The organism is Psychromicrobium silvestre (assembly GCF_013408295.1).
Lineage (GTDB): Bacteria > Actinomycetota > Actinomycetes > Actinomycetales > Micrococcaceae > Renibacterium > Renibacterium silvestre.
Window position 1 is genome coordinate 829,028 of sequence record NZ_JACBYQ010000001.1, and the last position, 25,489, is coordinate 854,516.

At 58.8% G+C, this 25,489-nt stretch carries 27 protein-coding genes, 1 tRNA gene and 1 other RNA gene; 12 read left to right on the forward strand and 17 right to left on the reverse strand.

Annotated elements, in window-relative coordinates:
• Window positions 1-59 precede the first annotated feature (59 nt).
• From rnpB to FHU41_RS03960, 4 genes are all read right to left on the reverse strand, one after another.
• Window positions 60-453, reverse strand: an RNA gene (gene rnpB / locus FHU41_RS03945) — RNase P RNA component class A.
• 34 nt (window positions 454-487) lie between these two features.
• Window positions 488-664, reverse strand: a complete 177-nt coding sequence (locus FHU41_RS03950) for a hypothetical protein (protein WP_179388312.1) — start codon at window positions 662-664, stop codon at window positions 488-490.
• A gap of 24 nt (window positions 665-688) precedes the next feature.
• Window positions 689-1,489, reverse strand: coding sequence for a GAF domain-containing protein (locus FHU41_RS03955; RefSeq protein WP_179388313.1), 801 nt, complete (start codon window positions 1,487-1,489; stop codon window positions 689-691).
• Between the two features lie 97 nt (window positions 1,490-1,586).
• Window positions 1,587-3,026 (reverse strand): glyceraldehyde-3-phosphate dehydrogenase, encoded by a 1,440-nt coding sequence (locus FHU41_RS03960; protein WP_179388314.1) that lies wholly within the window; start codon window positions 3,024-3,026, stop codon window positions 1,587-1,589.
• Window positions 3,027-3,181: 155 nt separating this feature from the next.
• On the opposite strand from FHU41_RS03960, the gene FHU41_RS03965 reads away from it, so the two are divergent.
• Complete coding sequence (locus FHU41_RS03965; protein ID WP_179388315.1) at window positions 3,182-4,003, forward strand: peroxide stress protein YaaA; 822 nt, start codon at window positions 3,182-3,184, stop codon at window positions 4,001-4,003.
• Here the strand turns inward: FHU41_RS03965 and FHU41_RS03970 are convergent, their stop codons facing one another.
• From FHU41_RS03970 to FHU41_RS03980, 3 genes are read right to left on the reverse strand one after another with little or no spacing between them, the layout of a single operon-like run.
• Complete coding sequence (locus FHU41_RS03970) at window positions 4,004-4,384, reverse strand: VOC family protein (RefSeq protein ID WP_179388316.1); 381 nt, start codon at window positions 4,382-4,384, stop codon at window positions 4,004-4,006.
• 12 nt (window positions 4,385-4,396) lie between these two features.
• On the reverse strand, window positions 4,397-5,131 hold the full coding sequence (locus FHU41_RS03975; RefSeq protein ID WP_179388317.1) for a zinc ribbon domain-containing protein: 735 nt from the start codon (window positions 5,129-5,131) through the stop codon (window positions 4,397-4,399).
• A gap of 46 nt (window positions 5,132-5,177) precedes the next feature.
• Entirely contained in the window at window positions 5,178-6,059 is an 882-nt protein-coding gene (locus tag FHU41_RS03980; protein WP_179388318.1) for a Nif3-like dinuclear metal center hexameric protein, read from the reverse strand.
• Between the two features lie 68 nt (window positions 6,060-6,127).
• Between FHU41_RS03980 and msrA the strand changes: the two genes are divergently transcribed.
• The 3 genes from msrA (at window position 6,128) to epsC (ending at window position 8,273) form a co-directional block, all read left to right on the forward strand.
• Entirely contained in the window at window positions 6,128-6,652 is a 525-nt protein-coding gene (gene msrA, locus FHU41_RS03985) for a peptide-methionine (S)-S-oxide reductase MsrA (protein WP_179388319.1), read from the forward strand.
• A gap of 92 nt (window positions 6,653-6,744) precedes the next feature.
• Window positions 6,745-7,680, forward strand: a complete 936-nt coding sequence (cysK, locus tag FHU41_RS03990; protein ID WP_179388320.1) for a cysteine synthase A — start codon at window positions 6,745-6,747, stop codon at window positions 7,678-7,680.
• Window positions 7,681-7,685: 5 nt separating this feature from the next.
• On the forward strand, window positions 7,686-8,273 hold the full coding sequence (epsC, locus tag FHU41_RS03995; protein WP_179388321.1) for a serine O-acetyltransferase EpsC: 588 nt from the start codon (window positions 7,686-7,688) through the stop codon (window positions 8,271-8,273).
• A 20-nt stretch (window positions 8,274-8,293) separates the two neighbouring features.
• Here the strand turns inward: epsC and FHU41_RS04000 are convergent, their stop codons facing one another.
• From FHU41_RS04000 to FHU41_RS04015, 4 genes are all read right to left on the reverse strand, one after another.
• On the reverse strand, window positions 8,294-8,707 hold the full coding sequence (locus tag FHU41_RS04000) for a VOC family protein (protein WP_179388322.1): 414 nt from the start codon (window positions 8,705-8,707) through the stop codon (window positions 8,294-8,296).
• A gap of 44 nt (window positions 8,708-8,751) precedes the next feature.
• A complete protein-coding gene (gene gndA / locus FHU41_RS04005) occupies window positions 8,752-10,188 on the reverse strand; it encodes an NADP-dependent phosphogluconate dehydrogenase (protein WP_179388323.1) in 1,437 nt (478 codons plus the stop codon).
• Between the two features lie 417 nt (window positions 10,189-10,605).
• Window positions 10,606-11,370 carry a DUF4190 domain-containing protein gene (locus tag FHU41_RS04010; RefSeq protein ID WP_179388324.1) on the reverse strand — a complete coding sequence of 255 codons (765 nt, stop codon included), beginning with the start codon at window positions 11,368-11,370 and terminating at the stop codon, window positions 10,606-10,608.
• 62 nt (window positions 11,371-11,432) lie between these two features.
• Window positions 11,433-12,158, reverse strand: a complete 726-nt coding sequence (locus FHU41_RS04015) for a phosphotransferase (protein ID WP_179388325.1) — start codon at window positions 12,156-12,158, stop codon at window positions 11,433-11,435.
• Between the two features lie 180 nt (window positions 12,159-12,338).
• On the opposite strand from FHU41_RS04015, the gene FHU41_RS04020 reads away from it, so the two are divergent.
• The gene (locus FHU41_RS04020; protein ID WP_179388326.1) at window positions 12,339-12,692 is read left to right on the forward strand and encodes a hypothetical protein; all 354 of its coding nucleotides are present in this window, start codon (window positions 12,339-12,341) and stop codon (window positions 12,690-12,692) included.
• A gap of 21 nt (window positions 12,693-12,713) precedes the next feature.
• On the opposite strand, the gene FHU41_RS04025 is transcribed toward FHU41_RS04020, so the two are convergent.
• Window positions 12,714-12,980, reverse strand: a complete 267-nt coding sequence (locus tag FHU41_RS04025; RefSeq protein WP_179388327.1) for a hypothetical protein — start codon at window positions 12,978-12,980, stop codon at window positions 12,714-12,716.
• Between the two features lie 164 nt (window positions 12,981-13,144).
• Between FHU41_RS04025 and FHU41_RS04030 the strand changes: the two genes are divergently transcribed.
• Window positions 13,145-13,630 carry a hypothetical protein gene (locus FHU41_RS04030; protein ID WP_179388328.1) on the forward strand — a complete coding sequence of 162 codons (486 nt, stop codon included), beginning with the start codon at window positions 13,145-13,147 and terminating at the stop codon, window positions 13,628-13,630.
• 879 nt (window positions 13,631-14,509) lie between these two features.
• On the opposite strand, the gene FHU41_RS04035 is transcribed toward FHU41_RS04030, so the two are convergent.
• The 4 genes from FHU41_RS04035 to FHU41_RS04050 all read right to left on the reverse strand — a co-directional run bounded on the left by FHU41_RS04035 (window position 14,510) and on the right by FHU41_RS04050 (window position 16,482).
• Window positions 14,510-14,582 (reverse strand) — tRNA-Val (locus FHU41_RS04035).
• Window positions 14,583-14,614: 32 nt separating this feature from the next.
• Window positions 14,615-15,577 (reverse strand): Sir2 family NAD-dependent protein deacetylase, encoded by a 963-nt coding sequence (locus FHU41_RS04040; RefSeq protein ID WP_246279425.1) that lies wholly within the window; start codon window positions 15,575-15,577, stop codon window positions 14,615-14,617.
• On the reverse strand, window positions 15,574-16,038 hold the full coding sequence (locus FHU41_RS04045) for a redoxin domain-containing protein (protein WP_179388329.1): 465 nt from the start codon (window positions 16,036-16,038) through the stop codon (window positions 15,574-15,576). The genes FHU41_RS04040 and FHU41_RS04045 overlap by 4 nt, the downstream gene beginning before the upstream one ends.
• Before the next feature lie 24 nt (window positions 16,039-16,062).
• Window positions 16,063-16,482, reverse strand: coding sequence for a DUF3052 family protein (locus tag FHU41_RS04050; RefSeq protein ID WP_179388330.1), 420 nt, complete (start codon window positions 16,480-16,482; stop codon window positions 16,063-16,065).
• 256 nt (window positions 16,483-16,738) lie between these two features.
• Here FHU41_RS04050 and aceE point away from each other — a divergent pair, with 256 nt between their 5' ends.
• The 6 genes from aceE to FHU41_RS04080 all read left to right on the forward strand — a co-directional run bounded on the left by aceE (window position 16,739) and on the right by FHU41_RS04080 (window position 24,713).
• A complete protein-coding gene (aceE, locus tag FHU41_RS04055) occupies window positions 16,739-19,492 on the forward strand; it encodes a pyruvate dehydrogenase (acetyl-transferring), homodimeric type (protein ID WP_179388331.1) in 2,754 nt (917 codons plus the stop codon).
• Between the two features lie 183 nt (window positions 19,493-19,675).
• Entirely contained in the window at window positions 19,676-20,863 is a 1,188-nt protein-coding gene (locus tag FHU41_RS04060) for a PucR family transcriptional regulator (RefSeq protein WP_179388332.1), read from the forward strand.
• Between the two features lie 138 nt (window positions 20,864-21,001).
• Entirely contained in the window at window positions 21,002-21,958 is a 957-nt protein-coding gene (locus FHU41_RS04065) for an acyltransferase domain-containing protein (RefSeq protein WP_179388333.1), read from the forward strand.
• Complete coding sequence (locus FHU41_RS04070) at window positions 21,955-23,016, forward strand: beta-ketoacyl-ACP synthase 3 (RefSeq protein ID WP_179388334.1); 1,062 nt, start codon at window positions 21,955-21,957, stop codon at window positions 23,014-23,016. Before FHU41_RS04065 ends, FHU41_RS04070 begins: the two co-directional genes overlap by 4 nt.
• A 130-nt stretch (window positions 23,017-23,146) precedes the next feature.
• Complete coding sequence (locus FHU41_RS04075; protein ID WP_179388335.1) at window positions 23,147-23,392, forward strand: acyl carrier protein; 246 nt, start codon at window positions 23,147-23,149, stop codon at window positions 23,390-23,392.
• An 85-nt stretch (window positions 23,393-23,477) separates the two neighbouring features.
• Window positions 23,478-24,713, forward strand: coding sequence for a beta-ketoacyl-[acyl-carrier-protein] synthase family protein (locus FHU41_RS04080; RefSeq protein WP_179388336.1), 1,236 nt, complete (start codon window positions 23,478-23,480; stop codon window positions 24,711-24,713).
• A 73-nt stretch (window positions 24,714-24,786) separates the two neighbouring features.
• Here FHU41_RS04080 and FHU41_RS04085 read toward each other — a convergent pair whose 3' ends face one another.
• The gene (locus FHU41_RS04085) at window positions 24,787-25,290 is read right to left on the reverse strand and encodes a DUF3145 domain-containing protein (RefSeq protein WP_179388337.1); all 504 of its coding nucleotides are present in this window, start codon (window positions 25,288-25,290) and stop codon (window positions 24,787-24,789) included.
• Window positions 25,291-25,489 lie beyond the last annotated feature (199 nt).

Consider the following 25,489-nt stretch of genomic DNA (forward strand, 5'->3'; position numbering starts at 1 on the left):
GAGGTCGATTGTCTTTGGAATCTTACTGCCTAAGACTGCAGAGAAATCAAGCCTAAATACGGATGGGATAGCCGATACGCCGGGTTCTGTTCAGCGACGCTGTTACCGGCGACGCCGCGACGACCATCCATCTACAGTCACCGTTGCCGATGCCTTCCAGCAGCCTACCCGGACACTCGGGCGAGCAGCCCTCAAACGCGCCCTGTCTGGCCTTGCTCCGAGTGGGGTTTACCTAGCCCATCCAGTCACCTGGACGGCTGGTGGTCTCTTACACCACCGTTTCACCCTTACCTCACTCCCCGAAGGAAAAAGAGGCGGTCTGTTTTCTGTGGCACTAGCCTGCGGGTTACCCCGAGTGGGTGTTACCCACCACCCTGCTCTGTGGAGCCCGGACGTTCCTCGAGCCATCTGCACTCTAAAGCGCAGATAACGCGCGGTCGTCTAGCTATCCCATCCGTGCTTTAAGTCTAGCTGACCGGAATGGTCTTCAGCCCCGAACCGGCTTTGTGCTCCGGAAAATACCGAGACGGCGGCGCCTGGAAACTTTCGCTGACTTTTCAGCTTGGGCGTAGATCTCCGCAATAACCCGAGGATCTGACAGGTCCGGGAGCTTGGCTGAACGCGGGTGCAGAGCCTTGGCGGTGCCAAAGGGAATAGTTGTCATGCTTCCTCCTCGTTCGTTTCCATTCTATCGGCTATCCGCAGAATTGTCCGGGCTTGCACGAGCGGTTTCGGCAAAGGCAATCGCCAGGATGTTGGCGAACATCTCAATGACGTGAGCGTCATCTTCGGTGAGGTCACCTACATCCGCGGCGTCCAGGGTAAGCATCCCATGTACATCGGTGGAGCTGTTGATTCGGACCGAAATAAAAGTACGGTAGCCATTACCGCTGCCACCGTAGTCTTCAGGCTTTTCCTTCTTCAGATCCGGTATGAACAGATAGGAAGAGTTCGAATTAAAAACAAAATCCAGAGCTTTGTCTCCGCGTCCTGCGTCTTGACCGATGAAGGTTCCGCTCGGCTGCCTCACCCCGGCGTATCTGAAAACCTCCAGTCGGTCGTTAGCAGGTCCCAGTGAATAGGCAATGGCGCGTACATCCTTGGCGTCATGGAAAACATTGACCAGAGCTGTTACCGCGTATCGAGCCAATTCGTTGAGCGTCCCTACCCTCTCAGCGCCGGATTGCCCGGGCATCTCCGCCACCGCAGCCGCCATCTGGGAGATATAGGTGTTCAAGGCATTGCTATTGACCAAGGTACGTGCAGCAAGGCGACGCTCCCAGGCAAAGCTAGTCAGCTGGAGCACCAGACTCAGCAGCAAAATCCCGGCAGCCCACCAGAAGAACGCCGGAGAATCACGTGCCCAGAAAAACAGGATGGTGGCGGCCACCGGTGCCGCAACGCTAAGGGTCTTGGCGACTATCGCGGCCCAGGAGACAAATCGGGACGATGTCCTAGCCCGATCCGTTGACCTCCCGAAAACTGCCATGAAGCTAGGTTAGCTGCAAGCACCGACAGCACCGACAGCACCGGGGCAGTCAGCTCTCACATCGACTCAAGAGTCCCGGAACACCGGAGGCTGGAAACTAGGACTGAGGGAAGGCCGCTGGATGGACTCCAGCCATCTCCTCCATCACCCGCACCACTTGGCAGCTGTAGCCGAACTCATTGTCGTACCAAACGTAAAGCACCAGGTTTTTACCGTGGGAGATCGTCGCCAGACCGTCCACGATGCCCGCCCTTCGGGAACCGACGAAATCCGTGGAGACCACTTCCGGGGAATCAATGTAGTCGATCTGCCGGTGCAAATCTGAGTACAGGGAAACCTCACGGAGATAGCTATTGACCTCCTCTTTCGTGGTTTCCTGCTCCAGATTCAGGTTCAGAATGGCCATCGACACATCCGGGGTTGGTACCCGGATCGAATTCCCGGTGAGCTTGCCAAGCAGTTCCGGCAGCGCCTTGGCCACCGCTTTCGCGGCTCCCGTTTCGGTCAGCACCATGTTCAGCGCGGCCGAACGCCCCCGCCGATCCCCCTTATGGAAGTTATCCGTGAGGTTCTGATCATTGGTGAAGGAATGCACGGTCTCGACGTGCCCGTGCACAATGCCGTATTTATCGTTGAGGACCTTGAGCACCGGGGTGATCGCATTGGTGGTGCAAGAAGCTGCCGTGATGATTTTATCGGTCGAGGAGATCGAGCCGTGATTAATGCCGTGCACAATGTTCTTTAGATCGCCCTTGCCCGGCGCGGTCAGCAGAACCCGCGAAACACCCCGGCTCTGCAAGTGCTGTGCCAGGCCATCCGCATCCCGCCAACGACCGGTATTGTCCACCACAAGGGCATTCTCAATGCCGTAAGCGGTGTAGTTGATCGCCGCAGGGTTATCCGCGTAGATAACCTGGATCAGGGTGCCATTGGCCAGGATCGTATTGTTCTCTTGGTCAACGGTGATGGTTCCGTCGAAGGGTCCGTGCACCGAATCGCGTCGCAGCAGGCTTGCCCGCTTCACCAGATCCTGCTCCGAACCCCGGCGTACCACGATGGCTCGGAGTCGCAGTCCGTTGCCACCGCCAGCGTGCTCGATCATGATCCGAGCCAGCAATCTACCAATTCTTCCGAAACCGTAAAGCACGACGTCAGTGCTCTGACGCTCATCAATACCCTGTTGATCGACGACGTCGGCCAACTCGGTTCGCAGGAAGGTTTCCAGGGGCTGCTCTTGCGCTTTCAAGCGGAGATTGAGCTTGGCTAGGTCAATCGAGGCGGCACCCAGGTTGAGCTCGGTTAGAGCACGCAACAGCGGCAGCGTCTCTTCTAAGGAAAGTTCAACATCGTCGATCTGACGTGCCCAGCGGTGCGCCTTGAGCAGGCCCATCACCGATTGATTGATCAAGGACCGCCCGTACACGCCGGTCACCACGTTGTTCTCCCGGTAGAGCCGGCCAATCAGCGGAATCATCTCTTCCGCCATCGCCTCGCGTTTCGCCCAAGATTGATGGGCTGCATCGGGATTCACAGTCACAGGGGTGCCTTCCTCATTGAAGTCGTTGGTGTGGCTCGGCCGCTGGCCGAGCCAAAGTCGATATCAATTCTAAAGTGAGCCAGGGCCAGCTACCGACCATCGTGGCCAATCTCACGCCGCGGGAAAGGAGCCCGGGAGCAAGCTAAGCTCGATTAGTGCTGATCTTGCTGCCGCCCTCCGAGGGTAAGACCGCCGCGCCCCGTGGCGCGGCGATGGATCTCTCCCGGCTCTCCCATCCGGAACTCACGGCTCCTCGGCTGCAGGTACTGAAGGCATTGGCGGAGGTTTCGGCACATCCTGAGGCACTAGAACGCCTCGGGGTCGGCGCCTCTCTGGCCGCCGAGGTTGCCCGCAACACCAGACTTCTCGAAGAACCTGCTGCCGAGGCATACCGGATTTATAGCGGTGTGCTCTACGATGCACTCGGTTACCGAGGACTGACCCCTGCGCAGCGACGACGAGCCGAGGAATCGGTGCTGGTGATCTCCGGCCTTTGGGGAGCGGTGGGGTTTTCTGACCGGATCCCGGCTTATCGTTTGTCCATGTCGGTCGCGCTGCCCGGCCTTGGGCGGCTCTCCTCCTTCTGGAAGCCTTTCCTCACCGAGGCGCTGACCGAACGGGCCGCTGATCACTTAATGATCGATTGCCGTTCCAGCAGCTACACCTCGGCTTGGACGCCGCCCGCCGAGCAGACCGTTGAAGTCAACGTCTTCCAAGAACGCGCTGGCACCCTCACCGTGGTCTCACACTTCGCCAAGCACACTCGCGGCCAGTTGGCCCGGCACCTGCTCAGCCGGCGGGGTAAAGCTCCAGAAACCCCGCAGCAGCTACTTCGGATCGCGAGGGAAGCTTTCCGTTCGGAATTGGTCCCCGGCACCTCGCGGAAACCCGCAGCCTTGAACATCATCTTGGCGGAAGGCATTAGCTTCGCCAAGCCCAAGCCCGCGGTCAAGGCTAAGCCACCGGCCAAAGCCTAATCAGCCCACCACGATCTCCACTTCGAAGCCCTCGGGGTTCTCCAGATAAGCCCCGTAATGATCTGGGCCGCCAGCATGCGGATGCAGATCCGCGAACATCACTTGCCAGCCATGATCCTTCGATTCGACGGTGATCGCATCGATCTCTCGCTCGCTGGCCACGCTGAAGGCTAAATGGTTCAGGCCTGCATCTCTGCGTTCATGTGCACCACGCACATCCGGGCCGGACTCCAGCACCAGATAGTAGCCCTCGCCCTGCCAGGAAGCCCCATTTCTCCAGCTGTCCTTCAGGACATAACCGAGCCTTTCGAACATCCAACCAAGAGAAGCCCGGGAACGGTCAAAGTCTTTCACCCAGAGTTCAATATGGTGCAGAGTCACCGCGAGCTCGTTTCAGTTCCACTCGGTAGAGCGCACCAGGATGCAGCCCGAATCCGGACAGAACACAATATCGTCTGCGGCGGACTTGGAGATATCAGCCAGATCCCCGGGGCTCAGTTGCATTCCGGAGCCTTCGGAGGTGCCGTGGAACAATCTGGCTGCCCCGATCCCGCGGCGTTCTAGGGTTTTCTCGTAGACACCCAGAAGTCCTGCTTCGAAACTGGCCGCCAGTTCCGCGCGTCGTTCTTGGGTGGCGCTTCGATCCACCGATAGCTCGGCGAGCCCGGCATCAACTTCGTCCTGAACCAGGGAAAGCTGTCCCTGCAGGCCTTCCACCACGGCCTGTTGGCGACCGTGCCGGGCGGTGACATCTTCAAGCCGTTCCATCACTTCGAGCTCGGCATCTTCCAGATCGGAACGTCGTTTCGCCAAGGAGGCCAGATCCGCCTGCAGCGCCATCAGATCCTTGGATAGCCCACCTGCGTTCAAACGGGCCTCATCGCGCTCCATCCTGGTCACGACTTGCTCTACATCTGTCTCGGAACGTTTTAGGTCCAGCTGGGTATCGGCAAGCTCGGTGTGCAATTGCCCCAGGGCGGACTGCGCTGCCGCCACCTCCCCGTGCAGAGAGGTCAGGCGCGGATCAGCACGCAAGGTCTTGATCTGCTTATCTAGGCTTTTAATTCGCCCATCTAAGGCCTGCAAATCCAACAACCTCAATTGCTCAGCAGGAGCCGCTTTCGCCATTAGTACCCTCTTCTCATTCAAACCTGTTACCCAAGCCTACGGCCCTTCAGGCCTCGCCAGGAGTCAAGACGAAATCCCAGGGATCGGTATTGAGCTGGCTGACCTGCAATTCCACTTCGAAGCCTTGATCGTCCAAGACATTCCCTAAAGCCTGTGCGGCCGCCGGCAGCCACAGCCACTCCGAGGCAAAATGCGATAAATCGATCAGATAAGGTCTGCCATCGGTCCGTCCTTCGCGCGCTTCTATGGCTGGATGGTGCCGCAGATCCGCGGTGATATAGACATCGGCGTTGGCCGCCTGAACGGCTGGCAATAAGGAGTCTCCGGCGCCGCCGCAGAGTGCTATCCGCCGAATCAGAGCGTCCCGATCCCCTGCCACTTTAACGCCACCAGCCACCGCGGGCAGCACACTGAACACGAGGGCGGCGAAATCCCCCAGTTGCACGGCCTGCGGCAATTCGCCCACCCGGCCGATGCCTTCCTCCGGTAAGCCATGCTGAGCCGCCTGTAGCGGGCGGACCTCCTGGAGCCCCAGCGCGTCGGCAAGCACATCCGAGACGCCCCCGACGGCGGAATCACCATTGGTGTGCACGGTAAGCAGGGCGCAACCACCCTCGATCAGCTCATGCACGATCCGCCCTTTGCCACTCGTAGCGGCCACCGAGTTCACTCCGCGAAGCATCAACGGGTGGTGCGAGATGATCAGGTCTGCACCCCATTCAAGGGCTTCCTGCACCACTTCAAGGCTCGGATCCACGGCAAAAAGTATCTTGTGAATGCTCGACGTCGGTCGGCCAGCTACCAGCCCCACCGCATCCCAGTCTTCGGCCAGCGATTCGGGCCATAACTCCTCGACCGCTAAAAGCACCTCAGCGAGCGTGGGCCGCACCACCTGCACCGGCCCGCCGTCGTCGTTCGGTTCGTCCATAGCCCCATCTTATGTCTGCCGCTGCGCCGATTCGGGAATCTTCTGGGCCGCCCGGACATTGAAGGAGCGTGAAGACTTTTGTATTGGGTGGAGGCTGCTTCTGGTGTCTCGATGCGATTTACCAGAAAACCCGCGGCGTCAGCGAAGTGGTATCCGGCTACACCGGTGGGCATACTCGATATCCCGATTACGACTCGGTCTGCTCCGGCACTACCGGCCATGCCGAGGTGGTGGCGGTGAGTTTTGACGAAACTATCATTCCAGAGGAAACCATCCTGGATCTGTTCTTTGTCTCTCATGACCCCACCACCTTGAACCGCCAAGGTTATGACGTAGGCACTCAGTACCGTTCCTCGATGTTCTACACGGATGCCGAGCAACAGGAGTCCTTCCACGCCGCCGTCGAACGGGCGCAGCCTTTGTGGGCGCAGCCCATCGTTACCGAGGTGACCGAATTGCCACAGTTCCACCGGGCCGAGGAATACCATCAGGACTTCTATGCCAAACACCCCGAACAGGGTTACTGTCAAGTGATCATCAATCCCAAGCTGGCGAAGGCTAGGAAATATTACTCCTCATGGCTGACCCCTTAGGTCACTGCACCGAGCGCTAGCTACTATGTGCAAGGACCCCGTCCGGGCAGGCTCGGCAACGGAACTAGAACACAGACTCAGACAGGAATCCCATGGCAGCGATTTATGAGAACGTCACCGAACTAGTGGGCCGCACCCCGCTGGTCAAACTGAACCGGCTTACCGAGGGCCTGGAAGCCACGGTGGTGGTCAAACTGGAGTTCTACAACCCCGCAAATAGCGTGAAGGACCGGATCGGCAAGGCCATTATTGACGCAGCCGAAGCCTCCGGAGACCTGAGGCCCGGTGGCACCATCGTTGAAGGCACCTCCGGCAATACCGGAATTGCGCTGGCCATGGTGGGAGCTGCCCGCGGCTACAAGGTCATTCTGACCATGCCGGAGACCATGTCCACCGAACGCCGAGTGATGCTGCGCGCCTACGGTGCCGAAATCGTGCTCACCCCGGGTTCGGAAGGCATGCGCGGGGCGGTAGAAAAAGCCCAGGAAATCGTTGCTTCCACCGAGAACGCGATCTGGGCTAAGCAATTCGCCAATCTGGCCAATCCCGCCGTGCACAGAGCCACCACCGCCGAAGAGATCTGGGCGGATACTGACGGTGAAGTGGACATCTTCGTCTCAGGAGTTGGCACCGGTGGCACCATTACCGGCGTTGGGCAGGTACTCAAGGAACGCAAGCCCGGCGTGCAGATCGTGGCCGTGGAGCCCAAAGACTCCCCCATTCTCAACGGAGGGGCTCCTGGCCCGCACAAAATTCAGGGACTTGGCGCGAACTTCATCCCCGAGGTGCTGGATACCTCGATCTACGATGAGGTACTGGACGCCACCATCGAAGACTCGGTGAGCGTTGCTCGTGCGCTGGGCACTCAGGAGGGCATTCTGGGAGGTATTTCCTCGGGAGCCATCGTCTGGGGAGCCCTGGAACTGGCCAAGCGACCGGAGAACGCCGGAAAACTCATTGTCGCCGTGGTCTGCGATTTTGGTGAACGATACATTTCCACGGTGCTGTACGACGATATTCGGGGCTAGAAAAGATGACGTTCTTTGCCAGATTGCGGGAAGACCTTCAAGCCGCTGGTTCACATGATCCAGCGGCACGCGGCTCGGTGGAGAATCTCTTCGTCTATTCCGGCCTGCATGCCATCTGGGTGCATCGGTTGACCCATAGGATGTGGCAGAACCCGGCGCTGCGCTTCCCCGCCAGAGTGCTTTCTCAACTGGCCAGAGCTTTTACCGGAATCGAAATCCATCCCGGGGCGACCATTGGCCGCCGCTTTTTCATCGACCACGGTATGGGCGTGGTGATCGGTGAGACTGCTGAGATCGGCGAAGACGTGATGCTCTACCAGGGTGTGACCCTGGGCGGCCGTTCGCTGGCCAAAATCAAAAGACACCCCACGCTGGGTGATCGAGTCACCATCGGGGCGGGCGCTAAGGTTCTTGGTCCGGTGACGATCGGCTCGGACAGTGCCGTGGGCGCTAATGCTGTGGTGGTCAAAGATGCGCCGCCCGAGTCCATTCTGACCGGAATCCCGGCAAGCTGGCGGCATCGGGACGCCAAGCGCGAGTCTGCCCCGGCGGTAGATCCGGCGGAGTACATCGACCCGGCCATGTATATCTGAGGACGACGACGGCCGGGACCTCAGCGGAAAAGGCAGAAGGGGTGCCCCTCGGGGTCGAAGAGCACTCGAACACCTTCCTGAGGCTGAGTCTGCGCCAAGGTGGCCCCGCATCTAATCGCCCATTCCACGGCCTCGACCAGATCGTCCACGGCGATGTCTAAGTGCTGGGAGGCGGTCTGTTGCCCTGGCTCACTCGGCCAGACCGGACGGTTATAGAACCGCTCGTATTCCACATTGAGGGTGGGGCCGCTCTCGCCCTCCGGGGGCGCTAGCTGAGCCCAGCCTGCCCACTCGGGTTCGCCGTCGCCTGCTGCTTCTTCGGCTCGGATAGGCCAGCTGAGCAGGCGAGCATAAAACGCCGCGAGTTCCCGAGGGCGGGAGCTGCCGATGGTCAGCGAAGTGAGCCTTAGCGACGGTTTCTTCGATTGAGCCATGGCAGCTCCCTTTCCGAACGGGTTATTCGCTCACGATTATTCGCTTAGTGGCTATCCACGGCGGCGATCTCGGACTGGTCTTCGCCCCAGAGCGTGTGGAAGGTTCCTTCGGTGTCCACGCGCTGGTAGGTATGAGCCCCGAAGAGATCACGAAGCCCCTGAGTCAAGGCGGCGGGAAGGCGCTTGCGGCGCAGCCCATCGTAGTAGGCCAGCGAAGCGGAGAACACCGGTACCGGGATACCTAATTGCACTGCGGTTGCGACCACCCGACGCCAGGCTGGAAGTGCCTGGGCAATGGCTTCGGTGAAAGCGGGCGCGAAGAGCAGATTGCTGGGCTTCTGCTCAGCCGCATAGGCTTTGGTGATTTCCTTGAGCAGTTCTGCCCGGATAATGCAGCCGCCACGCCAGAGCGAGGCAATTTCATCGAGTTTCAGATCCCAGCCGTATTCATCGGCCGCACCGGTGAGCATATCCAAGCCCTGGGCGTAGCTCACTAGTTTGGAAGCATAGAGTGCCTGGCGAACGTCCTCGACGAAGTCTTCTCCTACGCTGATGTCGGCTTCCTGGCCGGAAAGCAGTTCCTGGGCTTCCACGCGCTGCGCAGCCTTGGAGGAAAGTGCGCGAGCGAAAACCGACTCCGCGATTCCGGAAACCGGCGATCCGAGCTCCAGCCCGGAGATGACGGTCCAGCGTCCGGTGCCCTTTTGCCCGGCAGCATCCACCACGACGTCGACAAAGGGCTTCCCGGTCCGCTCATCAACGTGACCAAGCACCTCCGCGGTGATCTCAATCAAGAACGAGGCGAGCTCTCCCTTGTTCCATTCCGAGAAAACCTTGGCTTGTTCGGCGGGTTCTAGACCGGCACCGCTGCGGAGCAGATCATAGGCTTCACCGATCACCTGCATGTCCGCGTATTCAATGCCGTTGTGCACCATCTTGACGAAGTGTCCGGCACCGTCGGTACCAATCCAAGCGCAACAAGGCTTGCCATCTACGTGGGCGGAAATCTTCTCCAGCAGAGGGCCAAGGGCGCGATACGACTCCTCGGAGCCGCCCGGCATAATCGAGGGGCCGTTGAGCGCCCCTTCTTCGCCTCCAGAGACCCCGATACCAACAAAGTGCAGGCCCTTCTGAGCCAGAGCTGCTTCCCGACGGCGAGTATCTTCGTAGTGCGAGTTACCGGCATCGATCACGATGTCGCCCTCTTCGAGCAGCGGTACCAGTTGGTCAACCACCGAATCCACGGGGGCACCTGCCTTGACCATAATGAGTACCCGGCGAGGCTTCTCTAACGAATCCACCAGCTCCTGCAGTGATTCGGTACGGACAAAATCGCCTTCAGTACCGTGTTTGGCAAGCAGTTCATCGGTTCGGCTAACCGAACGATTGTGCAAGGCAACGGTAAACCCGTTCCGGGCCAGGTTGCGGGCGAGATTCGCACCCATAACGGCCAGTCCGGTGACGCCGATCTGTGCAGACATTCTTCCTCCATGGATCTAAAAGTCCTGACCTTACGAGCCTAATGCTTTCCTGGCGCGCTTCGCTGTTCTGGGCTACACCTGGCTCAATATGACCTCCGTTTCAGCAAGCGCTCGATTTGGACACCTATGCAAATCCATGTATATTTATTTATGGCTTCCTGCGCTGGCATCCCCCAATAGTCAGCGCAGGAGGCCTTCAATTTTTCCCCAAAAATTTTGGCGAGAATCCCGCCTTTTAGGCGCAAATTTCGGCTATTTTTCTGGACAATCGTCCAACTTCCAAAAAAATTTTGGCAACTTGCCCTGAGGGCTTTGCATCCGCCGCAGCTATGGCTATGCTTGTGAGTGGCTCCTGACCGTCGTATCCCCCAATAACGACGGTCAGGGCCTTTTTAGTTACCTCTTCACTTCTCCGCTTTATTTCTCCGCGGTACCGATGCAACTGACCGAGCCGGTATCGCTCCCTTTGTCCACGCTCTTGCCGTCAATAAAGATCTCGCAACTCACTTGGTTACTGGCACTGGGGTTTACGGAAGTGACGGAGACGGTAGCCATTCCCAAGAAAGTCTTGGCGGTAAACTCCTTCTCCCAGTTGCCCTTGAACGTCACCTTCGAGCCGCTCTCGGTGCCAGCCGAGAAGCTGACCAGGGATTCCGCCGTCGAAGTCACCACGATCTTGAACTGGTGTTGCTGAGAGATTTCGCTGGGAAAGCCGCTCGGAAAGTTGCTGGGAAATTTGTCCACCGTCGAGTGCACGGCGGCCGTGAGGGCGATGATTGTGATGACCGTGACCACAATGGAAATCACCATGCCCAGCAAACCAAGCGCTCCGCCGATGATCGGCATCGGTTTCGAAGAGCCTTTGCGAGCCAGCGCGATGCCGCCACAGACAATGGCAGCGATACCGAGCAAAACACTCACTAGACCGAAGAAAGGGATGAAAGCTAGCGGGACCGCGACGATGCCCAGAACCAGCGCTGCAATAGCCAGGCCGTTGCTCTGTCCAGGGGACTGCGGGGGCGGATAGTTAGATTGCGGATATCCACCTTGGTAGCCGGGCTGGTAGCCGGGTGGATACGGGAGCTGATTCTGGGCTTGGCCGCCGGGAACCGGCCCTTGCTGGTAGGGCTGCTGTGGCCCAGGAGGTTGCGGAGCTCCAGGGGTACCGGGATTTTCAGACATTATGGCCTCCTCAGTAAAACTGTCTTCAGCTTAACCGAGATAGTGGCTAATTGTTCGGGCTTTTAGTCGCGAATTGTGCCGAGAAACTCTGCGTCCCGGAGATAGTCTTCGGCATGCAGCGAGAGTTCCGGTTTATTTAGCTCAACAGCCTTCTCCCGCGATAAAACCGCCAGATCGTGAAGTCGAATAATCGCCAGCCGAAGCACGTCATTCCAACTCGTCTCAGAGCCATAGGCTTCTAGGATCAGGCGGACTCGATGCCGCGCCTGATCCATCCCCGGCGCATTTTCGGGTGTGACGGCGGTCAGCGGCACCGCGCGAGTGGCAAAGTAAGCAATGTCCCAGAGTCGTGGTCCGGGAGAGCACATATCGAAGTCAATCGCCCCGATTAGCTCGCCGTTTTGGAAGACCAAGTTGTGCGGTGAAAAATCATTGTGGCAGATCACTTCGGCCGGGACCTTCGAGCGCGACTGCCAAACGGCGTCGTCCAAGGCGAAGCCAATACTCGCATCATGCAGTTGCCGGAGGTACCGGGCACCGTCTTGAAGCACCTGCTCCTGCCACACCCAACCCGGTAGCGGATAGATCGGCACCTCGCCCTCCATGAAGGAAAGCCTTTCCCGCTCCCCCTCAATCCCCCTTGGGCTAGGAACCCAATCGACTCCGGCAAGTGCTAGATAATCGAGGTAGCGGTGCACCGTTGGTGTCCAGGGACCGCCGTTTCTGAGGACGGTGTCTCCCGCGCGTTCAACGACGTTCATATGCCCGCCCGCCAGAATTTCATTCACCCGGCGAGTATAGCGATTCCCGGTATTACTTCGTCGCGGCGTTCCCGGGAGGCTAGCTCGACCCCTGCTGCTGTCGACGCAATCTAGCTACGCTTTATCAATACCTGCACCATGTCGGTGTCCCACACCCATCATCGTAGGTGAAAGACTCAGCAACGAACTATTGGAAGGACAACATAAATGCCCTGGTGGGTCACGTTCCTCAACTCTCTGGCAGGGGTAGTTTCAGCAGGCTTCGGCGCCATGTCGCTGGCCCGTCCGCGAGCGCTCGCTCCGCACAGTCAAGCGCATTCGAGTCGATTCTTCCCCGCAATGTACGCTGCGCGCGCCATTCCTCTCGGCCTGCTGATCGGCGTCGTAGTCTGGCTGGTCCCCGTCCCATCAGGATTGCTCCTCTTACTGGGAGTTGCGGCCGTAGCGCAACTGGCCGACATTTCGATCGGCATTTCATACCGAATGTGGGGCATGGTGGCTGGAGCCTCCTTCGGCGCTGCCTGCCACGTCACCGGGGTTTTGTTCTCACTCCGGGCGTAGTAGCCGCTATCTGAAATGGAGCTAAGCAGCCTTCTTTACGGAGCGTGGCTCGGAAAGTTCTCCGGAGGAATATACCCGGCTCAATACTTCACGGCGACGGGCCAGGGAAAAAATAGCGAATGCTATTGCGGCTAGGGAGCCAATGATCGGCAAAATTAACGCGCCTAAGAGGATGACAATTTTTGCGCGCGTACCAGTAGTCCGAAGAAACACAACCACGATTGCGGCAGCAAATCCGACGACCCACAGCAGCAGTGCGGAGGTCTCAAGCGGGGTGAGTTCGAACATAACCACTCCTTTTAGCTAGTTCCTATGGTAACGACCAGGTCGAGTAACCCACCACACTCTTGTTTCTACCCCGCGATCCAGGCGAGCCAAGGACACAGCGACTAGGCTCGATATGCAATCGTCTTCTAACAAAACTGCCACCTTTTCGGAGATAATGAATCATCATGACCTCTCAAAAACTTCCTATTCCTCGCCCGGTAACAGTCTCTAATAGCATCGTTGTGGATCGGAATGATGTAGCCGTGGCGGTTCGGGGTGTTGGAGTCACCGAGGACGGAATTAGCTTCGCCCTCCAAGTGCTGACCAGCTTTAATTATGATTACAGCACCGGGTACCCATTCAACTTGCCCCATGTTCAACCTGACGCTGGGGCGCTGACTGTTCGTGCGCGGTGGAGACTAGTGGACGACGATGCCGTATACGACGACTCGATCTATGGCGAGTTTGCACCAGGATTCCGCCTTGAAGGTGCAACCTGGGGAACATGTGCAGGAGGGGAGATCTGGCGCGGAGACTTTAGAATGACCTATCCAGTTCCGGTACGGAACCTCCATCAGTTTCGCGTTGCCTTCAACTGGGAGAACCGTCAGATCGAAACTGCCCTCGACGTCCCCGTCCAAGACCTCATAGCCGCATTACCAAATATCTGATCGAAGGAGGGGCACTGCTCCAACGGCCGCCTCTCTCCTCGAAATCTGCATGACGGCCGGCAACAAAGAACAACAGGTGAAGGTTCGTGCTGAGGTATGTAGCTCCCTAAACAAGGGTCTAAAGTCAGTTCCCAATAAGAAGCGGTTAGAAGCCTCCTTGTTTCTAGGAAGCGTTACCTCAGTTTGTGGGTCGGTTTCTGTGACGTTTTGTCGATGCCCTAATCCATTTGCCGAGAGGGTATCCCGCTGTTACAACGGCGGCAATAATTAGGAGCTGGGTAAGCCCGAAGGGGCCTCCGATCAGAAGATAAACCAGCAACGCAACTATGAATATCAGAGGTGTTTGCACCCAATCCAGGGTGAGAATCTTCTTCATCTTCTCTGCCTCCTTGGTTAGCTATTGGTCTGCGCGATAATACCTGCGCAAACAGGGCATCAATAGCCGCGACCTTAGCACAAGTGAATGTATTGGATGAGTATTATTGCCGCGTAGCACCGGGCCTCGGACGACCGCAGCCCAAATCTCAATGTGGCCTGAGTTGACGTTTAGGAGGTTCTTACGCCTCAGAAAACCTATTAGACTCCGGATGGGGTGCAAGCCCGAGAGTCTTTCTCCTTCCGGTTTTGATTAGTTGTGCTCACCTGGCAGACCGCTGTGGGAACGCCGCCAGGGTAAGCGGGCGATCTGGTGAACCTGTACCAGCGGCGTCGATAGCTGTTGTTGCATTATTGGGGTCGAACCGGCTGGCGCATTTAGCTGTTACTCAGTTTGGAAGGCGCCGTTGGAGCGCAGCCTGGAGTCCGAAAACCCGTCTAGACACAGAAAATCCCCGCCGTCCAAGGACTAAAAACCTTGAAACGACGGGGATTTTCTCGCTGTGGGTCCTACCGGGATCGAACCGATGACATCCACGGTGTAAACGTGGCGCTCTACCAGCTGAGCTAAAGACCCATTCGCCGCACATCGTGACGCGCAACGATGATCTACTCTACCTGATCCGGGTACCTGCTAGGCAAATCCGGAAGCGCACGGGCCAAATAACTCAGTGATTCACTCGCTCCAGCCTCCAGCTTTATCGAGGCAAGATCATCTCCCCGGGTAGCGCCACGATTGATAATCACCACCGACTTGCCGTCTTTGACCGCACGCCGAGGAAACCGCAGCCCGCTCATCACGGTCAATGAAGAACCGGCAACCAACAGAGCAGAGGCCTCTTCTAACATTTGAAAACTGCGCTCCACTCGGTCCTTGGGTACGTTTTCCCCAAAGAAAACAAAGTCTGGCTTGAGCGTCCCACCACACACCGGACACGGCGCGATCAGAAAAGACCCGATGAGTTCGGCGTCATCCAGTTCGGCATCGGCATCCGGAGCCAGATTGATTCTCCCGCTCGCCTCCGCTCTCTCCACGAAATCGGGGTTGAACTCCTCCATCAGTTCCGCAACGCTATCCCGGCTGAACTCGGTCCGGCAGCTCAAACAAACCACCCGATCGAAACGGCCATGCAGGTCCACCACATTCAGCGCACCAGCTTCCTCGTGCAGTCGATCCACGTTCTGGGTGATGATCCCGCTGCTCAAGCCTCTGCTTTCCAAAGCCGCTACGGCGAAGTGCCCGGCATTGGGTGAGGCTCGGCGCAGGTGCCGCCAGCCCAGCTGATTTCGAGCCCAATAACGACGGCGGAGCTCCTCATCTCCGGTGAACTGCTGGTAAGTCAGCGGGTTGCGTTCGGGAGCTCCCGGGCCACGATAGTCGGGAATTCCTGAGTCCGTGCTCAATCCTGCGCCCGTCAGCACAGCGATGGGCGCGCCGCCAATGAGTTCAGCAATGCCATCCAGCGACTGTCTCAGCGAGGCGGACAACTCGGCGGTTTCGCCAGCGGATTCGCCGGAAACGAACCCCATTAGGCCGAGTCCCGGACGTCCCGCCGTTCCCCGATCAGTCATTCGGTCAGCACTCGCAAAGCGTCCTGGTACTGCGACCAAGGCCTCTGTTCGGCTACACCGGAAGAGAAGCTGGCGCGCAAAATACCCTCTGCATCTATGGCGAAGCTGCCACGTTGGGCCACGCCTCGCTCCCGATCAAAAACAGCATAAGAATCTGCTACTGCTCCATGTGGCCAGAAATCACTGAGCAGATCAAAGGACAGACCGGCTTCCTCGGCGTAGCGACGCAAGGTGTACTTGCTATCGGTTGAAATAGCTAATAGCCGAGTCCGGGCTGAGAAGAACTCGCCTTTCTTCTGTTCTAGCTCCTGCAACTCGGATCCGCACACGGCGGAGAAAGCATAGGGGTAAAAAACCAGCAGTGTGTTCTGGCCAAGAGGAGATTTGAGGCTCAGCTGCTCACCAAACTGATTGGTCAGCAGAAAATCAGGGGCTGGCTCCCCCAGTGCCAAAGGCGTCATTGAGCCCAGCTCATTTGTTTCGGCTCATTTGTTTCGGCGCGGAACCAGTCTGGTGGCAGCCCAATCCTCTGAGACGCCCACTGAGGACGTGACATGTAGCCCCGCCGTCGGTGCGGCTTCCTGGATTTCAGCCGGCGCTAAGTAGCCGTCTCTGCCCGACTTTGGGCTGAGAACCCAGACCACGCCGCCGTCGTCAAGCCCGGTCAGCGCATCCATCAACGCATCGACCAGATCACCGTCGTCGGCGCGGTGCCACAGCAAAATAGCATCCGCCACCTCATGGTCGTCTTCTTCAAGAAGTTCGGAACCAATCAAATCTTCGATATCGGCGCGGAGATCGAAATCGACATCCTCGTCATAACCGAACTCTTGAATCAGCTCGCCTTCTTTGAACCCCAGTCGTACCGCCACATTCGCGGATGTGTCGGCCTCGGCCTCGCTCACTGTGTCTCCCGATCCTTTCTGCAGTATGTGCTTCATCACAAGACAACACCCTAATGCCGCTTGCTTCAAGCTCAGGAGCCTGAGAATACCCGAAACAACTCCTTTGGCGGCCCATCTGTTAGTTTCCCACCATTCTTCATAGTCGAGTCTCGGCTACGCATCTGTCAGTACGGCGGACTAGAGTGGTCGATGGGTTATGCCCACCATTGCTTCGCATATTGAGCTTCACAAAAGCGCTTCATAAGAGAGGTTGAACGTGACTGCTGGGGAAGAAAATTCTCACATTCTGAGCGTGTTGACGAATCAGCTGCCCGACCGCGATCCGGAAGAAACAGCTGAATGGATCGAGTCCCTTGACTCTCTGATCAAGGAACAAGGTACCGAACGGGCGCAGTTCATCATGCGCTCATTGCTTCAGCGCGCGGGTGCGCAGAGCGTGGGCGTACCGATGGTCACTACGACCGACTACGTCAATACGATTCCTGCCGACCAGGAACCCGAGTTCCCGGGCGACGAGGAAATCGAACGTAAATTCCGCGCCTGGCTTCGCTGGAACGCCGCCATCATGGTGCACCGCGCCCAGCGACCCGATATTGGCGTGGGCGGTCACATCTCCACCTACGCTGGCGCAGCGACACTCTACGAAGTGGGCTTCAACCACTTCTTCCGCGGTAAGGATCACGCCGGCGGCGGCGACCAGATCTACTTCCAGGGGCACGCCTCCCCCGGTATGTACGCCCGCGCCTTCATGGAAGGCCGGTTGAGCGAGGAAGATCTCGACGGCTTCCGACAAGAGAAGTCGAAGGCTGGCCATGGCCTGTCCTCCTACCCACACCCGCGTCTGATGCCGGATTTCTGGGAGTTCCCCACCGTCTCGATGGGCATCGGCCCGATGAATGCGATCTATCAGGCTCAGTCCAATAGGTATCTGCACAATCGCGGCATCAAGGACACCTCGGACCAGCAGGTTTGGGCCTTCCTGGGCGACGGCGAAATGGACGAACCGGAATCTCGCGGTCTGCTGCAATTGGCGGCTAATGACAATCTGGACAACCTCAATTTCGTGATCAACTGCAATCTGCAGCGCCTAGACGGCCCGGTACGCGGTAACGGCAAGATCATGCAGGAACTCGAAGCCTTCTTCCGCGGAGCCGGTTGGAATGTCATCAAGGTAGTCTGGGGCCGGGAGTGGGATGACCTCCTCGCCAAGGACAACGACGGCGCGCTGGTGGACATTATGAACACCACGGTCGACGGCGATTACCAGACTTATAAGGCAGAGTCCGGCGGTTTTGTGCGTGAGCACTTCTTCGGTAAGTCCCCGCAGACCAAGGAAATGGTCGCGGACATGACCGACGAGGAAATCTGGAACCTCAAGCGCGGTGGCCACGACTACCGTAAGGTCTACGCGGCTTACAAAGCTGCCGTCGAATTCAAGGGAAAGCCAACCGTCATCTTGGCGCACACCGTCAAGGGCTATGGCCTGGGCACTCACTTCGAAGGCCGCAATGCGACCCACCAGATGAAGAAACTCACCCTTCAGGATCTGAAGGATTTCCGCGATCACCTGCGGATCCCGGTCAGCGACGAGCAACTCGAAGCCGATCCTTACAGCCCGCCGTACTACCACCCCGGGGTGGATTCGCCGGAGATCAAATACCTGATGGATCGCCGCAAGGCGCTCGGCGGTTTTTTGCCGGAACGGCGGCACCAGCACACCGAGTTGGCACTGCCCGGAGACAAGGCTTATGAGGTAGCCAACCGCGGCTCTGGTAAGCAACTGGCGGCCACCACAATGGCTTTCGTTCGCTTGCTCAAAGACCTAATGCGGGACAAGGAATTCGGTAAGCGAATTGTGCCGATCATTCCGGATGAGGCCCGTACCTTTGGGATGGACTCGTTCTTCCCCACTGCGAAGATCTACAACCCCAAGGGTCAGAATTACCTCTCGGTGGACCGTGAATTGGTACTGGCCTACAAGGAGTCTCCGGCCGGACAGATCGTGCACGCCGGTATTAACGAGGCGGGTTCGGTGGCGGCTTTCACCGCAGCCGGTACCTCCTACGCAACGCACGGCGAGCCGTTGATCCCGATCTACGTGTTCTACTCCATGTTCGGCTTCCAACGCACCGGTGATGGCCTCTGGGCCGCTGCCGATCAAATGAGTCGCGGTTTCGTGATTGGTGCCACCGCCGGTCGCACCACGCTGACCGGTGAAGGCCTGCAGCACGCTGATGGACACTCCTTGATCCTGGCCTCGACCAACCCGGCGGTGCTCAGCTACGACCCGGCCTACGGCTACGAGATCGGCCATATCGTCCGTTCCGGCCTAGAACGGATGTACGGCACCGATGCCTCGCTTAGCGAGGAGCAGCGGAACGTGATGTATTACATCACCGTCTACAACGAGCCCATCCAGCAGCCTGCTGCGCCGGAAGAGCTCGACGTCGAAGGTATTGTCAAGGGCATTTACTTGCTCGCCCCCGCGAAGATCGACGGCCCCCGGACCCAGTTGCTAGCAAGCGGCGTTTCGGTCCCTTGGGCCTTGGAAGCTCAGCGTATTCTTGCCGAGGAATGGGGTGTCTCCGCCGATGTTTGGTCGGTGACCTCCTGGACGGAGCTGCGCAGGGACGGTCTTGCTGCCGAAGAGGAGCAGTTCTTGAACCCGGCTGCTCAGGCTCGGACTCCCTTCGTCACTTCGCAATTGGCCGGTGCCACCGGACCAATCGTGGCGGTCACCGATCATATGAAAGCCGTTCCGGATCAGATCCGTCAGTTCGTGCCTAACGAGTTCGCCACGCTGGGGGCCGATGGCTTCGGTTTCTCCGACACTCGTGCGGCCGCCCGTCGCTTCTTCAAGATCGACTCGCATTCCGTCGTGGTGCGTGCCCTGGAGATGCTAGCTCGCCGCGGCGAGGTCGATTGGCAGGCTCCGGCTCAGGCGATCGAGAAGTACCGTCTGCTCGATGTGAACGCGGGAACCACCGGCAACGCCGGCGGCGACAGCTAATCCACGTAACGCTCTGGGGTGACAAGCATCTGCTTGTCACCCCAGAGCGTTTTTTTTGGTTAAGCGTTATGAGTAGCGGCCAAACGGAAAAGTTGTAGAGAAGCACCAAACAATCGCCATGGAAAGCGTTGTTTATACTCAGGCATTGTGCGATTCCTACAAGTCGGAGGCTATGCTCTTACTATGCCTTCTTTGAAACCGGCCAAACAGTCTGCGCCGAGCAACGCGCAGACTCTGGCCAGGCTACGCGCCACTATTGGTGTGCTTTCGACAACCACCACGAAACAACTCGATGTTTCGCTGCCCTGGTACCGGCGGCTGGGTGCCGAAGAGCGCAGCGCCTTGGGCCTGCTGGCGCAAAACGGCATCGCTTCCTTCGTCAGCTACTACGAGAAGCCCTCTTCACCCGCCTGGGTGCTGACCGATATTTTCGGCAATGCCCCTACCGAACTCGCCAGTTCGATCAGTCTGCAAAAAGCATTGCAAGTGATTCGAATTGTGGTTCAGGTGGTGGAGGACCAAGTTCCTGAGCTCGCCGCCCCCGGGGAGGAAGCCGTACTCCGCGAGGCCGTCCTGCGCTATGCCCGTGAGGTGGCCTTTGCCGCAGCCGATGTCTACGCTCGCGCTGCCGAATCGCGGGGAGCCTGGGATACCAGGCTGGAATCACTCATCGTGGATGCCATCCTGCGGGGCGAAAACACCGATGTGCTGCGTTCCCGGATTGCCGCCCTCGGCTGGAAATCCAAGGATCGCTTCACGGTAATGATTGGCTCCGCTCCGGAATCAGCGGGGCAGGGTTTTGTCAACGACCTTCGACGAGCGGCCAGCCGCCACGCGGAGGATGCCTTGGTGGGCATCCAAGGTGATCGACTGATCGTGGTACTCGGCGGCTTGCACGATCAGGAAACCGCCTATCTAAGGATTAGCGAGCTCTTCGGTGCCGGACCGGTGGTTTACGGCCCGGAGGCTGCCACCTTGGTGGACGCCAGCTACTCAGCGCGGGCGGCTTTCGCAGGCCTAGCGGCAGTGCGCGCTTGGCCGCAGGCTCCCCGGCCTGTGGCTGCCAACGATCTCTGGCCGGAGCGAGTGATGAACGGTGATGACGACGCCCGGCGCGCCCTAGTCCGCGGCATCTATCGACCTTTGCTGGCGGCCTCCAATGGCTTGGTGGAGACCTTGAGCGCCTATCTCTCCCTTGGCCATTCGCTGGAGGCTACAGCCCGCGAGCTCTTCGTACACGCCAATACAGTTCGCTATCGGCTCCGCAGAGTCACCGATGTGACCGGTTGGGATCCACTGTTACCCCGTGAGGCCTTTGTGTTGCAAACCGCGCTTGCGGTTGGCCGATTAGCCCAAGCAGCAAAGCCATAATGATGGGTATCCGACTAAAACGGAGGCATCTTCGGGGCTCACTTGCCACACTCTTTGTAGGTTATCTACAAGATGCCAGGAGGAGCTTGGTGTCGGTTCACACCGGAAAAACAGTCATACTTTGGGAAGCTAGATAACGTGTTCGCAATTCTTTGCCCTGGACAGGGCGCCCAGTCCCCCGGTTTCCTCTCCCCTTGGCTCGAATTACCTGGGGTGGCCGAACAACTAGCCACCCTCAGCGAGGTAGCCGGAGTAGATCTGGCCGTACACGGCACCACCTCGGATGCAGAAACCATCAAGGACACCGCCATTGCCCAGCCACTCATTGTGGCCGCTGGGTTGATCGCCGCTCGCGCCTTGCTAGGCGAGCAACTGCTCACTTCCGCTAATCCCTCCGCACTTGCCGCCGGACATTCGGTGGGCGAGATTACCGCCTCTGCCGTGACCGGCGTCCTGAGTGAGCATGAAGCGATGCGCTTCGTCCGCGAGCGAGCAAATAATATGGCTCTGGCCGCCGCCGTCACCCCCACCGGGATGAGTGCCGTGGTCGGCGGTAATCCGGCGGAAGTACGGGCCGCCATCGAAGCCGCCGGGCTAACCCCCGCCAATGTGAACAGCTCCGGTCAGACGGTTGCAGCAGGAACCCTGGAGCAACTCGCTGTGCTGGCTGAGAACCCGCCAGCCAAAGCCAGAGTGATCCCGCTCCAGGTTGCTGGCGCCTTCCACACCAGACATATGGCTCCCGCGGTCGGCGCCCTTGAGGCACTCCAGCCGGAGCTGAACCCGAAGGACCCGGCGGTCACGCTGCTGTCCAATTACGACGGCGCCCCGGTCACCTCGGGCGGAGCCGCACTGCAGAGTTTGATTGCCCAGGTCTCCCGCCCGGTGCGCTGGGATCTGTGCATGGAAACCATGACCTCACTCGGCGTCAATGCGCTGATTGAACTCAGCCCGGCAGGCACCCTGACCGGTCTGATGAAGCGAGCCATACCAGGAGTTGCTACCGTAGCGGTAAAGACCCCGGCAGATCTGGATACGGCCCGGGAATTGATAGCAAACGATGCCTCGGTAGAAGCATCGGAAGGAGAGCAGTGACTACCCCAACCCTCAAACAGTCTCAGCTCCGGGAAAATACCCGGATCCTCGGTCTGGGTTCCTACCGCTCCGAGCTGATCGTGACTAACGACGACGTCTGCCAGTGGATCGATTCCTCCGATGAGTGGATTCGCCAACGCACCGGGATCGTCACTCGCAGGCGGGCTCCCAAGGAGATCGGCGTTATCGAAATGGCCGAGGCTGCCGCGCGCGAGGCTCTTGCTAAAGCCGGCATTGAGGCCTCTCAGTTGGGTGCGGTGATCGTTTCGACGGTGACCCATCAATACGCCACGCCATCCGCTGCCGCTTTGCTCACCGAACGCCTGGGGGCAACTCCTGCACCTGCTTTCGATATCTCCGCCGCCTGTGCTGGTTATTGCTACGGAATCGGTCAAGCAGATGCCCTGGTTCGCTCTGGCACCGCCGATTATGTCTTGGTGGTCGGCGTCGAGAAGCTTTCGGATGTAATCGACAACCACGAGCGCACCATTTCCTTCCTGCTCGGCGATGGCGCCGGCGCCGCGGTGATCGGCCCCTCCGATCAGCCCGGCATCGGCCCGACCATCTGGGGCTCGGACGGCAGTAAATGGGATGCCATTGGAATGACTCATTCCTTGCTCGACGTACGCGAGCTTTCCCTGGCAGCACAGCAGGACGGCGGCCCCTCGGTCGGTTCAGTGTTAGAGACCGAAGCGCAGCTTTGGCCAACCTTGCGCCAAGACGGCCAGACCGTTTTCCGCTGGGCCGTTTGGGAGATGGCAAAGGTAGCAAAACAGGCCCTAGAAGCAGCCGGAGTAACCGTTGATGACCTGGCCGCTTTCGTGCCGCATCAGGCCAATATGCGGATTATTGACTCGCTGGTGAAGGAACTCAAGCTTCCGGAGCACGTCGTTGTCGGACGCGATATTGAGGACACCGGCAATACCTCCGCTGCATCGATCCCCCTGGCCACCACCAGATTGCTAAAAGAAAAGCCAGAACTCAGCGGGGGCCTCTCCCTGCAGATCGGTTTCGGGGCAGGTCTGGTTTTCGGTGCTCAGGTAGTGGTTTTGCCATAAATTAATAGTTTTAGCGGGCTTTCGCGGCAAAACACGTCGAAAGTTCGTGATTCAAGCCGCAATCGTGGTTTGATCGACACTGCCCGCTCAGGATTCTGACCGGGTAAACACTGTAGAAAGGGAGCCGCTAATGGCTAGCAACGAAGAAATCTTGGCCGGTTTGGCCGAGATTGTGAACGAGGAGACCGGCTTGGCTCCCGAGGCTGTCGAGCTGGACAAGTCCTTCACCGATGATCTGGATATTGACTCCATCTCGATGATGACCATTGTGGTCAACGCCGAGGAGAAGTTCGACGTGCGCATTCCGGACGAAGAGGTCAAGAACCTCAAAACCGTCGGCGACGCCGTCAATTACATCGCCGGCGCTCAGGCCTAAGGCGTTCGTATCGGTTTCTCGGCTTGCGGCGTGCTGTTAAGGCCGCCGCAAGCCGCACCTTTTCCACTTTTTAGAGAGAGAAAAAATGTCCCGCAAAGTAGTCATCACAGGATTGGGCGCCACCACACCCATCGGCGGCGATGTCCCGACCATGTGGAAAAATGCGCTGATCGGGGTTTCCGGAGCGCACACCCTGCACGATGACTGGGTTGCCAAATACGAACTACCGGTGACCTTCGCAGCCCGGGTGACCACACCTGCGGACCAAGTGCTTTCCCGGGTCGAAGCGAAACGACTAGACCCTTCGAGCCAGTTTGCCGTCATTGCCTCACGGGAGGCTTGGAAAGACGCGGCCATCGAGGATGTCGACCACGACCGCTTTGCGGTGGCCTTCGCCACCGGCATCGGCGGAGTGTGGACGCTACTGGATGCGTGGGACACCTTGCGAGATCGCGGCCCACGCCGGGTTCTGCCGATGACCGTGCCAATGTTGATGCCCAATGGCGCAGCCGCGGCCGTCAGCCTTGATCTGGGAGCCCGCGGTGGAGCACATACCCCCGTGTCCGCTTGCGCCTCCGGTACCGAAGCCTTACACCAGGGCGTTGAGCTGATCCGCTCGGGCAAGGTCGACGTCGTAATGGCCGGTGGCACCGAAGCCGCTATTCACCCGATGACACTGGCTTCCTTTGCCTCCATGCAGGCACTTTCCCGCCGTAACGACGATCCTGAGCATGCCTCGCGCCCCTATGACCTGAACCGCGATGGTTTCGTCATGGGTGAAGGAGCGGGAGCCTTGGTTCTCGAAGCCGAAGAACACGCCCTGGCTCGTGGCGCTCATATCTACGCGGAGCTGGCCGGAACATCGGTAACCGCCGACGCCTATCACATCACCGCGCCTGACCCTGAGGGCCTCGGTGCCACCCGTGCACTCAAGGCGGCTCTTTTCGACGCCCGGGCACAGCCGGAGGACGTTGTGCACGTCAATGCGCATGCCACCTCGACGCCGGTGGGCGATAAGCCCGAATACACCGCTCTGCGGGCCGCACTGGGAACTCATGTGGACAATGTGGCTGTCTCCGCCACCAAGTCGCAGATGGGGCACCTACTGGGCGCTTCCGGCGCCGTGGAGGCCGTGCTCACCACCTTGGCAGTGGTGGACCGAAAGGCTCCAGTCACCATTAACTTGGAGAACCAAGATCCGGAGATTCCGCTCGACGTTGTCACTACCGCCCGCGACTTGCCGCAGGGCGATATCGTGGCGCTCAGCAACTCCTTCGGCTTCGGCGGTCACAACGCCGTCGTGGTGGTTCGCAACTACTAGAAACACGCTGAGGGGCCCGACGACTCATCTCGTCGGGCCCCTCAGGTTTTTAACGTGTTTGCTGGTGTTGCTCTTAGCCCACCTGATGCAACCAGCGAACTGGAGCACCTTCGGCAGCGTGCCGGAAGGCTTCGAGCTCCTCATCCCAGGCTTCGCCCAGGGCCAGAGAGAGTTCGTGATAGACCTGTGCCGGATCACCGGCGCCAGCCTCGTAGGCGTAGCGGATCCGGTCCTCGGAAACCATGATGTTGCCGTGTACATCGGTCACGGCGTGGAAGATGCCCAGCTCGGGGGTATGCGACCAGCGGCCACCATCAACCCCGGCGCTCGGTTCCTCGGTAACTTCGTAGCGTAAATGTGCCCAGCCACGCAAAGCAGAAGCCAGCATGGAGCCGGTCCCTTGCGGCCCGGTCCAGGACAACTCGGCCCGAAACATTCCGGGCGCAGCAGGCTGAGCGGTCCAGTCGAGATCGATGCGCGCGTCGAGCACCGATCCGATGGCCCACTCAACATGCGGGCATAACGCAGTGGGGGTGGAGTGCACGAAAAGCACTCCACGTGCCATCACAACAGACATTCCATCCTCCATAGCTATAGGTACGTCTTCCCCGACGCCCTGCTAGCTTTTCCAAGGTGGAAAGCACTGTTGCTCTTCAGTTCTACGTTTATTGTGCCGTACTTATCGGAAGAACGCCAGAAAAGAGTCACAGCGATGGAATTTCGCCAGTGGTATTCCCTAAGACTTATTTTCGCCGCTCTTGGTTACGGCTCGGTTT

Bases quoted from the DNA above. Each gene is read 5' to 3' on its own strand.
- FHU41_RS04000 (WP_179388322.1), bottom strand. From the start codon at position 8,707: ATGGCTCAATCGAAGAAACCGTCGCTAAGGCTCACTTCGCTGACCATC.
- cysK (WP_179388320.1), top strand. From the start codon at position 6,745: ATGGCAGCGATTTATGAGAACGTCACCGAACTAGTGGGCCGCACCCCG.
- FHU41_RS04010 (WP_179388324.1), bottom strand. From the start codon at position 11,370: ATGTCTGAAAATCCCGGTACCCCTGGAGCTCCGCAACCTCCTGGGCCA.
- FHU41_RS03975 (WP_179388317.1), bottom strand. From the start codon at position 5,131: ATGGCGAAAGCGGCTCCTGCTGAGCAATTGAGGTTGTTGGATTTGCAG.
- FHU41_RS03950 (WP_179388312.1), bottom strand. From the start codon at position 664: ATGACAACTATTCCCTTTGGCACCGCCAAGGCTCTGCACCCGCGTTCA.
- FHU41_RS04030 (WP_179388328.1), top strand. From the start codon at position 13,145: ATGACCTCTCAAAAACTTCCTATTCCTCGCCCGGTAACAGTCTCTAAT.
- FHU41_RS04020 (WP_179388326.1), top strand. From the start codon at position 12,339: ATGCCCTGGTGGGTCACGTTCCTCAACTCTCTGGCAGGGGTAGTTTCA.
- FHU41_RS04045 (WP_179388329.1), bottom strand. From the start codon at position 16,038: ATGACGCCTTTGGCACTGGGGGAGCCAGCCCCTGATTTTCTGCTGACC.
- FHU41_RS04085 (WP_179388337.1), bottom strand. From the start codon at position 25,290: ATGTCTGTTGTGATGGCACGTGGAGTGCTTTTCGTGCACTCCACCCCC.
- FHU41_RS03955 (WP_179388313.1), bottom strand. From the start codon at position 1,489: ATGGCAGTTTTCGGGAGGTCAACGGATCGGGCTAGGACATCGTCCCGA.
- FHU41_RS03980 (WP_179388318.1), bottom strand. From the start codon at position 6,059: ATGGACGAACCGAACGACGACGGCGGGCCGGTGCAGGTGGTGCGGCCC.
- epsC (WP_179388321.1), top strand. From the start codon at position 7,686: ATGACGTTCTTTGCCAGATTGCGGGAAGACCTTCAAGCCGCTGGTTCA.
- FHU41_RS04060 (WP_179388332.1), top strand. From the start codon at position 19,676: ATGCCTTCTTTGAAACCGGCCAAACAGTCTGCGCCGAGCAACGCGCAG.
- FHU41_RS04040 (WP_246279425.1), bottom strand. From the start codon at position 15,577: ATGACTGATCGGGGAACGGCGGGACGTCCGGGACTCGGCCTAATGGGG.
- gndA (WP_179388323.1), bottom strand. From the start codon at position 10,188: ATGTCTGCACAGATCGGCGTCACCGGACTGGCCGTTATGGGTGCGAAT.
- FHU41_RS04025 (WP_179388327.1), bottom strand. From the start codon at position 12,980: ATGTTCGAACTCACCCCGCTTGAGACCTCCGCACTGCTGCTGTGGGTC.
- FHU41_RS04075 (WP_179388335.1), top strand. From the start codon at position 23,147: ATGGCTAGCAACGAAGAAATCTTGGCCGGTTTGGCCGAGATTGTGAAC.
- FHU41_RS04080 (WP_179388336.1), top strand. From the start codon at position 23,478: ATGTCCCGCAAAGTAGTCATCACAGGATTGGGCGCCACCACACCCATC.